General features: G+C 70.1%; 11 protein-coding genes. 5 read left to right on the forward strand and 6 right to left on the reverse strand.

The window, feature by feature from the left end:
* Positions 1-82: 82 nt before the first annotated feature.
* The gene (locus tag ACWIGU_RS13445) at positions 83-1456 is read right to left on the reverse strand and encodes an amino acid permease (protein WP_454400350.1); all 1374 of its coding nucleotides are present in this window, start codon (positions 1454-1456) and stop codon (positions 83-85) included.
* A gap of 265 nt (positions 1457-1721) precedes the next feature.
* Between ACWIGU_RS13445 and ACWIGU_RS13450 the strand changes: the two genes are divergently transcribed.
* Complete coding sequence (locus ACWIGU_RS13450; RefSeq protein WP_454400352.1) at positions 1722-2300, forward strand: biotin transporter BioY; 579 nt, start codon at positions 1722-1724, stop codon at positions 2298-2300.
* Positions 2301-2307: 7 nt separating this feature from the next.
* Here ACWIGU_RS13450 and ACWIGU_RS13455 read toward each other — a convergent pair whose 3' ends face one another.
* Together ACWIGU_RS13455 and ACWIGU_RS13460 are read right to left on the reverse strand one after the other, a co-directional pair.
* The gene (locus ACWIGU_RS13455) at positions 2308-2523 is read right to left on the reverse strand and encodes a hypothetical protein (RefSeq protein WP_454400354.1); all 216 of its coding nucleotides are present in this window, start codon (positions 2521-2523) and stop codon (positions 2308-2310) included.
* Between the two features lie 217 nt (positions 2524-2740).
* Complete coding sequence (locus tag ACWIGU_RS13460) at positions 2741-4204, reverse strand: amino acid permease (protein ID WP_454400356.1); 1464 nt, start codon at positions 4202-4204, stop codon at positions 2741-2743.
* Positions 4205-4378: 174 nt separating this feature from the next.
* Here ACWIGU_RS13460 and ACWIGU_RS13465 point away from each other — a divergent pair, with 174 nt between their 5' ends.
* Both ACWIGU_RS13465 and ACWIGU_RS13470 read left to right on the forward strand, forming a co-directional pair.
* Positions 4379-4864, forward strand: coding sequence for a ribose-5-phosphate isomerase (locus tag ACWIGU_RS13465; protein WP_454400358.1), 486 nt, complete (start codon positions 4379-4381; stop codon positions 4862-4864).
* Positions 4865-5005: 141 nt separating this feature from the next.
* Entirely contained in the window at positions 5006-5818 is an 813-nt protein-coding gene (locus ACWIGU_RS13470; protein WP_454400360.1) for an Fpg/Nei family DNA glycosylase, read from the forward strand.
* A 25-nt stretch (positions 5819-5843) separates the two neighbouring features.
* On the opposite strand, the gene ACWIGU_RS13475 is transcribed toward ACWIGU_RS13470, so the two are convergent.
* The gene (locus ACWIGU_RS13475) at positions 5844-7082 is read right to left on the reverse strand and encodes a GNAT family N-acetyltransferase (RefSeq protein ID WP_454400362.1); all 1239 of its coding nucleotides are present in this window, start codon (positions 7080-7082) and stop codon (positions 5844-5846) included.
* Between the two features lie 138 nt (positions 7083-7220).
* Here ACWIGU_RS13475 and ACWIGU_RS13480 point away from each other — a divergent pair, with 138 nt between their 5' ends.
* Positions 7221-8369 (forward strand): PP2C family protein-serine/threonine phosphatase, encoded by a 1149-nt coding sequence (locus ACWIGU_RS13480; RefSeq protein WP_454400364.1) that lies wholly within the window; start codon positions 7221-7223, stop codon positions 8367-8369.
* A gap of 163 nt (positions 8370-8532) precedes the next feature.
* Here ACWIGU_RS13480 and ACWIGU_RS13485 read toward each other — a convergent pair whose 3' ends face one another.
* Entirely contained in the window at positions 8533-9717 is a 1185-nt protein-coding gene (locus ACWIGU_RS13485) for a cation:proton antiporter (RefSeq protein WP_454400366.1), read from the reverse strand.
* A 227-nt stretch (positions 9718-9944) separates the two neighbouring features.
* On the opposite strand from ACWIGU_RS13485, the gene ACWIGU_RS13490 reads away from it, so the two are divergent.
* Positions 9945-10391, forward strand: coding sequence for an HD domain-containing protein (locus ACWIGU_RS13490; protein WP_454400367.1), 447 nt, complete (start codon positions 9945-9947; stop codon positions 10389-10391).
* A gap of 96 nt (positions 10392-10487) precedes the next feature.
* On the opposite strand, the gene ACWIGU_RS13495 is transcribed toward ACWIGU_RS13490, so the two are convergent.
* Entirely contained in the window at positions 10488-11636 is a 1149-nt protein-coding gene (locus ACWIGU_RS13495; protein WP_454400369.1) for an acyltransferase family protein, read from the reverse strand.
* Positions 11637-12053 lie beyond the last annotated feature (417 nt).

Raw genomic sequence — 12053 nt, forward strand, 5'->3', positions numbered from 1 at the left:
AGGCCCACAGTCTGAGCAGCGGCACCGCGTACAGGGAACAGCTGACCGGTATACGGACACCACGCTCACACATCGTGAAGGCTCAGGCACGCCGCGCGCGCAGTTCCCGCACTCCCGCGACGGCCACGACGAGCGCGGTCGCGCCGGTCGACCACAGCAGCTGCGGACGCGCCGTGTCGTCGGTCAGCATCAGCCCGATGACGGCCGCCATCGCGGCGAGCGTCACCCACGTCAGCCAGGGGAAGCCCCACATCCGCAGCACGAGCCGCTCGGGCGCCTCCCGTTCGACGAGCCGCCGCAGCCGCAGCTGCGACGCGGCGATCAGCGCCCATACGAACAGCAGGACCGCGCCGACCGAGTTGAGCATGTAGAGGAAGACCGATTCGGGCCACTCCAGATTGAGCAGCACCGACACGAAGCCGAACGCGACCGACGCGAGCACGGCCCGGCGCGGCACGCCCCCGCCGCTCACCTTCAGCAGCGCGCGGGGCGCCTCTCCGCGCTCGGCCAGCGAGAAGACCATGCGCGAGGAGCCGTAGAGGTTCGCGTTGAGCGCCGAGAGCAGCGCCACGAACACCACGATGTTCATGATCTGGCCCGCGGACGGCACCCCGATCGCGTCGAGCACGGTGACGTACGGGCTGATGCCCGCCTTCTGCGCCGTCCACGGCAGCACCGTCACGATGACGAGCATCGAGCCGACGTAGAAGAACAGGATGCGGAACACCGCGCTGCGCACCGCCCGCGAGACCGCGCGCACAGGGTCGTCGGACTCGGCGGCAGCGATCGTGACGACCTCCAGGCCGCCGAAAGCGAACACGACGGCGAGCACACCGGAGATGACGCCCCGCCAGCCGTGCGGCAGGAAGCCGCCCTGTCCGGTGAGGTTGGTGAAGCCGACCGGGTCAGTGTCCGGCAGGAGCCCGAAGACCGCGAGCGTGCCGAGGATCAGGAACGCCACGATCGCGAACACCTTCAGGGCGGCGAACCAGAACTCGAACTCGCCGAAGTTCTTCACGGCCGCCAGGTTCGCCCCGGTGAAGACCAGCATGAACACCAGCACCCAGGCCCACTGAGGCACGCCCGGCGCCCAGCCGTTGGCGATCTGCGCCGCGCCCGTCGCCTCCACGGCGAGGACGACGACGAGCAGGAACCAGTAGAGCCAGCCGACGCTGAACCCGGCCCAGCGGCCGAGCGCCCGCTCCGCGTGCACGGAGAACGACCCCGAGGCGGGCATCGCCGCCGACATCTCGCCCAGCATCCGCATCACGCACATCGCGAGTGTGCCCGCGATCAGATACGAGACGACGATGCCGGGCCCCGCGACCGCGATCCCGGCGCCCGAGCCGACGAAGAGCCCCGCCCCGATGACGCCGCCGAGGCCCAGCATCGTCAGATGCCGCTGCTTGAGTCCGCCTCCGAGCGGTTCGGGTTCGGACGGGAGCTGGTCGTGCATGGGGGGTTCAGACTGCTTTCGGGGCTCGCGCGGGTTTGGCAGGAACCTACAGTCTCCCCGGCGGCCGGCCTCGGGCGCAAAACAGGCCGATTCGGCGCCAGCCCCAGTGACGAGCATCACCCCAAGTCGCGCATGGGTAACGCCCTTTGTGGAGAGCCCACCAACACCCGCCGTCCCCCTTTGTCGAGCAGTGACCGTGATCGGGGATCAGCGCCTGGGATAGCGTCACGGTGTCCCAACCTGCCCTCACCCCCGCGGAGTCCCGATGAGTACGGCTGCCGTCTCCACCCGCCCCGGCAAGGTCCTGGCCGACCTGCTGCCCGCCTCGCGCACCCGCGACATCGCGCTCGTGCTCGGCGGCGCCGCCCTCACCGGCATCGCGGCCCAGATCGCCGTGCCCGTGCCGGGCTCCCCGGTCCCGGTCACCGGGCAGACCTTCGCCGCGCTCCTCGTCGGCACCGCGCTCGGCGCCCGCCGCGGCTTCCTCTCCCTCGCCGTGTACGCACTCGTCGGCATGGCCGGCATGCCGTGGTTCGCCCAGGGCACCTCCGGTGCGGGCGGCGCCTCCTTCGGCTACGTCATCGGCATGCTGCTCGCCTCCACCGTCGTGGGCGCGCTCGCCCGGCGCGGCGGCGACCGCTCGGTCCTGCGCACCGCGGGCACGATGGTCCTCGGCTCCGCGCTCATCTACGCGGTCGGCGTGCCGTACCTTGCCGCCGCGACCGGCATGACCCTCACGCAGGCGGTCGCCGCGGGCCTCACGCCGTTCCTCATCGGCGACGCGGTGAAGGCGGCCCTGGCGATGGGCGTGCTGCCCACCGCCTGGAAGTTCGCCGACAAGTAGCCCCGAGTCAGAGGGTGTAGTTCCTCCGGAAGAGGTTCGCCGGGCCGTACGCGGCCTTCACATCGGCGGGCCTCTTCCGCGTCTGTACGTCGTACAGCCCTTCGGTACGGTCGCCGCGGCCGAACGCGAAGTTCGGGGACCGGCCCATCCGCTGCGGGGCGAGCCCGTGCGGGGCGGCCGCCTCTACGACCCGGTCCCAGCGGGTCCCCGCGAAGACGCGCACCGTGCCGCATCCACCACGACCTCGTCCGTGCACCGCGTGGCGAGAGGCACGCCGCCCTCGAAGCCGCCGGGCAGCCCGTGCCGCGTGGCCCGCACGCCGAGCGGCAGTCCTGCACCGGCCGGGTACGCGACAGCGGCCTCGACGTCATCGGCGGAGGCTGCCGCATGGATGACGTCGGGCCGCTGGGCGAAACCGGTTCCGGGAGCTCCCGGAAGGGTCAGGCGGAGACCTTCTTCCGCTTCTGCACCTGCTCGCGCACGAGCGCGAAACCGACCACCAGGGCCGCCACGAGCAGCGACAGGACGACCTGCTCGCGGCCCGCGTCGTCGGTGAGCATGTAGACGAGCACGAACGAGATCATCGCGATCGTGGCCCACGTCAGATACGGGAAGAGCCACATCTTCACGATGAGCTTCTCGGGCTGCTCGCGCAGGATGATGCCGCGCATCTTCAGCTGCGTGAAGCAGATGACGAGCCAGACGAAGAGGGCGACGGCGCCGGAGGAGTTCAGCAGGAAGTTGAAGACGGTGTCCGGCCACTGGTAGTTGAACCAGACGGCGACGAAGCCGAAGACGACGGATCCGAGGATCGCGGCCTGCGGCACACCGTTCCTGCTCGTCTTCGCGAACGCCTTGGGCGCGTCACCGCGCTGGCCGAGCGAGAACGCCATGCGGGAAGCGGTGTAGAGCCCGGAGTTCAGGCAGGACAGCACGGCCGTCAGCACGATGACGTTCATGACCTGACCGGCGTGGGGGATGCCGATCGAGTTCAGGGCCGCGACGTACGAGCCGTCCTTGGCGATCGACTTGTCGTTCCACGGCAGCAGCGTCAGGACGATGAAGATCGAGCCGAGGTAGAAGACGCCGATACGCCAGATCACGCTGTTCGTGGCCTTGGTGACGGCACGCTGCGGGTCCTCGGACTCGCCGGCGGCCAGCGTGACGATCTCGCTGCCCATGAAGGAGAAGACGACCATGAGGACGCCGGTGAGGATCGACCCGGCGCCGTTGGGCATGAACCCGCCCGCGTCCGTCAGGTGCGCGAACCCTGCACCCGGGTTGTCCGAGCCCGGCAGCACGCCGAACACGGCGAGCAGGCCGATGATCACGAACCCGCCGATCGCGACGACCTTGATGCCGGCGAACCAGAACTCGAACTCGCCGTACGAGGCGACCGAGGCCAGGTTCGTCGCGGTGAGGACGACCATCACGATCAGGGCCCAGCCCCACTGCGGCACGGCCGGTACCCAGCCGTTGAGGATCACCGCGCCGGCGGTGGCCTCGACCGCGAGGACGACGACCCAGAAGAACCAGTACAGCCAGCCGATGGAGAAGCCCGCCCAGCGGCCGAGCGCCCGGTCGGCGTAAGCGGAGAAGGAGCCGGACGACGGCCGTGCGGCGGCCATCTCGCCGAGCATCCGCATCACCATGACGACCATCAGGCCGACGAGGGCGTACGAGATGAGGATGGCGGGTCCGGCCTTGGCGATGCCCGAGCCGGAGCCGACGAAGAGGCCGGCGCCGATCACGCCGCCGATGGCGATCATCGACAGGTGTCGGTTCTTGAGGCCGGCCTTCAGCTGGTCGGGACCGTTATTTCCGGTCTGACCGTTGTCAGGCTGTGAATCTCCAGGATTGTGGGGCGCCTGGTCGGCCTTCGCAAGGGAGGGTTGCGAGGTCATGGACGAATCCTTAAGTCTCGGGTCACGAGCCCACGCATTCAAACCCAGGGACGTACCGGACGGAAGGCCTGACTCCGTATCGTGATTTTCGCCTCCGAGAGGTTTGCCCGTAAACGAACGGCGACACCGACCCGACCGCGCCGTGTCCGGGTGGGACGTGCCACACTCGGACCCATGCGCGTGTACCTCGGCTCGGATCATGCCGGCTACGAACTCAAGAACCACCTGGTCGAATGGCTCAAGGCCCACGGCCACGAGCCCGTCGACTGCGGGCCCCACATCTATGACGCCCAGGACGACTACCCTCCGTTCTGCCTCCGCGCCGCGGAGCGCACGGCGGCGGACCCGGATGCCCTCGGCATCGTGATCGGCGGCTCGGGCAACGGCGAGCAGATCGCCGCGAACAAGGTGAAGGGCGTCCGTGCGGCCCTCGCCTGGAGCGAGCAGACCGCCGCGCTCGGCCGCGAGCACAACGACGCGAACGTGGTCTCCATCGGTGGCCGCATGCACACGCAGGAAGAGGCGACGAAGTTCGTCGAGATCTTCCTCTCCACCCCGTACTCGGGCGAGGAGCGTCACACGCGCCGCATCGACATGCTGTCGCGCTACGAGGAGACCGGCGAACTCCCCGCAATCCCGGCCCACCACCCGCAGGGCTGATTCAGCCCCTCGAGCACCCCTAGCCTCTCCGGCGTTCGAGGAGCGGGGTCTGGGGCGGAGCCCCAGGACTTTCGGGAAGGGGCGGGCCGGGGGAGAAAATCCCCCACACCCGCCCCCACCAACTCCAGGAGAAAAAGACCCGTGCCAGAGGGCCACACCATCCACCGCCTGGCCCAGGACCACTTGGAGCGCTTCGCCGGCCGGCCGGTACGCGTCCGCAGCCCGCAGGGCAAGTTCTCCGACAGCGCCGCACTCCTGGACGGCCTGGTCCTCGACGAAGCGGACGCCCACGCCAAGCACCTCTTCCTGGGCTTCGCGGAAACCGGCTGGATCCACATCCACCTGGGCCTCTTCGGCAAGTACACCCTCGGAGAGACCCCGGCCCCGCCCCCCACGGACACCGTCCGGCTGCGCCTGCTGAGCGACACGCACTACTCCGACCTGCGCGGCCCCACGACCTGCGCCCTGATCACGGACGCCGAGAAGCAGGCGATACACGACCGCCTCGGCCCCGACCCGCTCAGGAACGGCGACGACCCGGACCGCGCCTGGCGCCGCATCTCCCGCAGTCGCACCACCGTCGCCGCACTGCTCATGGACCAGAAGATCATCGGCGGCGTCGGCAATGTCTACCGCGCGGAGGTCCTCTTCCGGCACGGCATCGACCCGTACACCCCGGGCAAGGACCTCACGCCCGACGAGTGGACGGCGATCTGGACGGACCTGGTGGCGCTGATGCGCGAGGGCGTCCGGCACAACCGCATCGACACCGTCCGCCCTGAGCACACCCCCGAGGCGATGGGCCGCCCGCCGCGCGTGGACGACCACGGCGGCGAGGTGTACGTCTACCGGCGGGCCACGATGCCGTGCCATCTGTGCGGCACGGAGATCCGCACGGCGTCACTCGCGGCCCGCAACCTCTTCTGGTGCCCGGGGTGCCAGCCGCCCCGCTGACCGGCGCCCGCCACACGCTGCCCGCTCAGAAGCCGTGCGGCAGCCAGGGCGCCACGACAGACCCGAACGCGAGTGCCGCCTCGTCGACCGCGCCAGGACGCAGCTCCCGCACCCGCCCGGCCGCCGCCAGCGACGCCAGCGACGTGTCGCCGAGGTAGGCCGCCGCCAACTCCCGTACGGACAGGGCGAGATCGGCTGTGTCCTCGCTGTCCCCCGTGCGCTTGCAGGACGCGCCCTTGGCGTCCCCGGTCAGCCGCCACCGCCCCGCGTTCCACGGACAGAACTCGTCCGTCACGTCCAGGACGACGTCGACCGGCGCCTGATACGTGCGGGCCTCCAGCGCGACGCCGAGGTCCACGAGCCGTACGTGCAGGGAGTCCCGCAGCCGCACCTGGCACCGCCGGATGTCGCTGACCAGGGAGAACAGCGGATCGTCCACCGGCCGGTTGCGCGCCTGGACGGTCGACGTCAGGTCGATGTCCAGGAGGAAGCGCCACAGCGCCGCGTACGCCGCCGGGTCGAGCGCGTCGATGTTCCGCAGCGTGATCCGGCCCTTGGGCCCGGCCGCGTCCCACTCGGGCTTGTTGTGGAAGCGGACGTAGCCGACCGTCTCGCCGTCACGCTCGGCCATCACGCACTGCATCGGCGACGCGCCCTCGCGCTCCGACGGCGCGTCGAGCAGCGGCAGCCGCTCCCAGCCGGGACTGCGGGCGAGCATGCCGGGCCGGGTGCCGATCGTCCGCACGTACACGGCCTCGCACGCGGCGGCGGCCTCGGCGACGTCGGCGAACCGCAGCCGTACGTCGTCCGTCCCCTCCGGAGCGTTGATCCGCACCCGCGTCGAGTCGATCTCCACGCTCGCCTGCCGCGTCCCGATCCCGTACCCGAACCGGCCGTAGATCGCGGGCTCGGACGCGGTGAGCACGGCGAGCGGCTCGCCCCAGGACCGTACGTCGTCGAGCTGGCGCCGCATCATCGACGTCAGGACCCCGCGCCGCCTGTCCGTCGCCGCGACGGACACCATCGTGACGCCCGCCGCCGGGACCCGGGCCCCGCCCGGCACCGTCACCCCGAACGTGAACGCCCCCGCCGTCCCCACGCACCGGTCGCCGTCCCAGACGCCGATGGACCGGTCGAACTCGGTGAGGTCGTCCCACAGCGCGCGTTCCTCGGGCGCTTCGGGGACCCCTCCGAAGGCCAGCTCCAGCTTCGCGTACCACTCGTGCCAGTCGTTCTGGCGCAGCACCCGTACGTCCATCGTCATAGGGCATCCCTACCAGGACACCGCGGGCGAAGCGAGAGATTTTCCCCGCCCGCGGAAGGTGCCGGAAGGTGCCTGGAAGAGGGACAAGTGGGACCTCCCGTGCGAAGCCCCTGGGCCGATGGATAAGGTCCACGAGCAATGGCACGACGACGCGCGCAAGCCGAGACGTTTCCGGCCCGGATGAAGATGAGACTGCACCGGGCCCGCATCGGCCTGCGCAGATCGGGTGTCGACTACTTCCGCGGCGACGGTTCCGACTGGGTCGCCCTGGTGGGCCTGCTCCTCACGGTCCCGTTCATCGCCTGCGGCACCCTCCTCAACTCGGTCTGGTGTTCCCCGACGGCGCTCGTCCTGCCGATCGTGGCGGGCGGACTGCTGCTGCGCCCGGCCAGCCTCCTCGGCCTGTACGCGGCCGCCGCGGCGGCGCTCATCGTGGAGTCCGTCAGGCTCGGCCCGTACTCGGAGGGCGCCGCCCGGGTCACCCCGGGCACTGTCCTGGTCGTGGCGGCCTGCGGTTTCTTCGGGCTGCTCATCGCCCAGTTCCGCAGCCGGGTCGGCGTGCCCTGGCGGCGCGGCGGCACGATGCTGTTCGACCTGCGCGAACGCATCCGCGTACAGAGCAAGCTGCCGCAGCTGCCCAAGGCCTGGCACCGCGAGATGGCGCTGCGTCCGGCCGGCGGCCAGTCCTTCTCGGGCGACTTCGTGGTCGCGGCCCGTACGAACGGCGGCCGCACCCTGGAGGCGGTCCTCACCGACGTATCGGGCAAGGGCATGGACGCGGGGTCCAGGGCCCTGCTCCTGTCCGGAGCCTTCGGCGGGCTCCTCGGCTCCCTGCCGCCGCACGACTTCCTGCCTGCGGCCAACGGCTATCTGCTGCGTCAGGACTGGGACGAGGGCTTCGCCACGTCCATCCACCTCGTCCTCGACCTGGAGTCGGGCGACTACGAACTCTTCTCCGCGGGGCACCCGCCGGGCCTCCAGCTCAGCGCGGGCAGCGGCCGCTGGGAGGAGAAGGCCGCCGAAGGACCGCTCCTCGGTGTCTACGACGGCGCCCAGTTCGACTCCATAAAGGGCTCCCTTCGCCCCGGCGACGTCCTGATGCTCTTCACGGACGGCCTGGTCGAGACGTCCGACCGGGACATCGCCGAGGGCATCGACCGCCTCACCGGCGAGGCGGACCGCTATGTCTCGGGCGGGTTCCACGGCGCGGCCTGGCACCTCATCGAAGCGGTGGCCAAGGACGTCAACGACGACAGGGCGCTCCTGCTGATCTGCCGAGACGCGTGACGCTCCGCGGGGGCGCGGGACACGGGTTCTCTTCTGCCGGGTGACGGTTCGTTGCCGGGTGCGGCATACGTCCTGGCCGGTCGCGCAGTTCCCCGCGCCCCTGAGATGCGCACTTCGTGCGCCCTCTCAGAGGCGCTGATGAGGCTGCGGCGAAGCCGCATGCCTAAGGGGCGCGGGGAACTGCGCGACCAGCCACCGAAGACCGGCACCCGCGCCCCCCTGGAAGGACCCGCGCGAGCCACTCCGAGCGGCCCGCCGCCATCGGTCCGAGGACGGCCAGCAGCAGTACGTAACCCGCGATGAACGGCGACAGCCGCTCGTCCAGGCCCGCGCCCGCCGCCATCGTGGCGAGGATCAGGGCGAACTCGCCCCGGGCGAGCAGCGTCGTGGAGATGTTCGCGGCGGGGCCCGGCCCGAACCCGTACACGCGCGCCGCCCCGAGTCCCGCGAGCACGTTCATCACCAGCGTCACCGCGACGGCCGCGAGGACCGGCCACAGCACCGTCGGCAGGTCGCCCGGGTCGATGGAGAGGCCGAACGCGAAGAAGAAGATCGCGCCGAACGCGTCCCGCAGGGGGTGCACGAGCTTGCGGATGCGCTCGCCCGACGTGGTGGAGCCGAGCATCAGGCCGACCATGAACGCGCCGATCGCGTCCGCGACCCCGAACCACTCGGAGACCCCGGCGACGAACACGGCCGCGCCGAGGAAGGAGATGACGAGGAGCTCGTCGTCCTTGGTGTTGAAGAGGCGGCCCACGATGCGGGTGCCGAAGCGCGCCGCGAGCGCGAGCAGCAGGAGGAAGCCGAACGCCTTGCCGCCGTCCATGACCGCCGACGCGAGACTGTCCGCGCCGGACAGGATCGGCTGGAGCGCGGCCAGGTAGAGGGCCAGGAAGACGTCCTCGACGACGATGATCCCGAGGATCGGCCTGGTCTCCGGATTTCCGAGGCGGCCGGTGTCGACCAGGACCTTCGTGACGATCGCCGACGAGGAGATGCCGAGGACCCCGGCGAGGACCAGAGCCTCGGAGGTGCCCCAGCCGAGGGCGAATCCGAAGCCGAGGCCCGCGCCGACGTTCAGCGCGAGGTACGTGCCGCCGGCGACGGCCATTTTCCGGCCGCCGGTCTTGAGGTCGTCCAGATGGAATTCGAGGCCGAGGTAGAAGAGCAGCAGGACCAGGCCGAGCGCGGAGAGCATCTCCAGGTCGTGCGGGTCGGCGACGAGCACGATGCCGGGTGTGTGCGGGCCGAGGAGGATCCCGGCCAGGATGAACAGGGGGATGGTGGGGAGTCCGATGCGTCCGCCGAGGCGGGCGAGGACGGCGGCGGCGAGAAAGGCGCCGCCCATGGCTATCAAGGTGTCTGCATGTCCGATGGGTCCGTTCCTTCCGTTCTTGGCTTGGTCAGATGGCCGGTTCAGGTCAAGAGGGAGTCAAGAACGCGTCAATAGTTAGCTTACCAAACCATTTCCGTGGCCCGGAGTGGGGTTCTCTCCACCCCCGTTCCGCCGGCGGCCCGCATGGTGGGCAAGGCCTCTCGATCAAAGCGGCCCGCGCAGGCCGTAGGGTCGGCCGCATGCTGACCCTCGCCGAGGTGGAGGCCCTGGCACGCGGGGCCCACGTCACCCAGACGGACAAGGCCGGACGCCCCTACGCGGAACATCTGGAGGCGGTCGCCGAAGGTGTGCGCGCCCGGGGCGGCGACGACGAGCAGATCGCGGCGGCCTGGCTGCACGACGCGATCGAGGACGACGCGCTGTCGCCGCAGTGGCTGGCCGCGGCGGACCTCACGGACCGCACGAAGGCCGTCGTCCTCGCCCTCACCAAGCGCCCCGGAGAGCCTCAAGAGGCCTACGCGCAACGAATTCTGGCCACTCCTGGCGCGCTGCTGGTGAAGCAGTCGGACCTGGCCCACAACGCCGACCCCGCCCGCCTGGCGGCTCTGGACGCACCGACGAGAGACCGCCTGACAAGGAAATACGCGAGGATGAGGGCCCTGCTGGGTATCAACGAGACCCCGTAGGCAACGCGCCCCTATAGGGGGCGCGGGGAACCGCGCGACAAGCCCTCACGCACCCGCCACCCGCACCCGCGCACCCGGCAAACGGCGACGGCACCCTCAGGCGCGGACCCGCCCACGGTCCCGCGCCACCTCGGCCGCGTCCTTCTTGAACGCCCACTCCATCTTCGGCTCCATCGCGAACCGGAACATGCGCTGGACCGGGGGAGTGCACAGGGCCGTGATCAGGGAGGCCGCGACGACCGTCACGAACACCTCGCCCAGCGGCGTGTGCAGCCAGGGGTAGTCGTCGAACCAGCCCCAGAACCGCGAGCCCTTCGCGATGAAGCCGTGCAGCAGGTAGCCGTACAGCGTCCCCGCGCCCAGCACGGTGAACCACATCTTCCGCCGTGGCACCCACGCGAAGAAGCATGCGGTGAGGACGACGGAGCAGCCGAAGAGAGCGAACGTCATCACGGCACCGGCCCACCACGGCGCGCCCAGCTCCTGCGCGCTGTCGCGGTGGTAGAACCACGCCGACGTCATCCGCGGAGCGGCCCAGTAGGCCAGCACCAGGGCCGCCGCGAAGATCGGCACGGACAGGATGCGCACCTCACGCCGGCGCACCAGCTGGAAGTGCTCGGGCTTCAGGAACAGGCCGACCACGAAGAAGGGGAGGAACTGCAGGACGCGCTGGAGGTCGAGGTCGTCGCCGATGTCGGGGGAGACGGAGGCGAGTACGGCGATGGCGACCGCGAGCGGCACCGGCCAGCGGACGATCTTCCACAGCGGGGTGGTGAGCCGCCACACGAACAGGGCGACCAGGAACCAGGTCAGGTACCAGGGGTCGAGCAGGCTGAAGGGCTGCGTCGGATCGTCGTCCGCCCAGCGCTTGAAGAAGGTGTACGCGACCTCGAAGATCACGTACGGCACCGCGACCCCGGTGATGAGCCGCCGGAGCCGGTCGGGCCGCATGTCGAAGCTGCGGGAGAAGTAGCCGGAGATCACGATGAACGCCGGCATGTGGAACGTGTAGACGGTCATGTAGAGCGCCTCGGCGACGCGGCTGTGATCCGTCAGCGGTTCCCAGGAGTGGCCCATCGCGACCAGCACGATGGCCAGGTACTTGGCGTTGTCGAAGAACGCGTCCCGCTGTTTCGCGGGCTTGGCGGCCGGTGTGGGGGGAGCGGCTGCCGTATTCGGTGGCTGATGGGCGGGGGCCGTCTGTGCCGCAGGGAGCGGGGCTCGGGTGGGGGCAGCGCGGAACATCTGAGGCACCCTAGCGGCGCCCGCGGTATTTCGTAAAACCCTCACGCCAAATCCTCCTTACCGCGCGAGTACCCCCGATTCGGAGAAGTCGGCATAGCGATGGCGAAGTTTTCGCAGGTCTTCCGGCGGGACTTCGGGAGGCATCCAGATGAGTCCGTTATGACCACTCTCATCCTGATTAAATAGTGCATATCGGCCGCACTCGACCACCTCGGATGTGGCCCCAGCGACAATTCGAATTAACGGCGAACGACGCATGCGTGATCCCGCGTGCCCACGATGTGGACGTGCTGTGTGTGCATGGAAACGATCAGGCCGAATTACCGGCCACGGGGACCCGCGAAATTGCCCGGGGAACACGCGCTGATCATGTGCCCCACGGGTGCGGGGCCGGCGCGCCGCCGCAGGGGAGTGGCC

It is taken from the genome of Streptomyces sp. NPDC055400 (genome assembly GCF_053644375.1).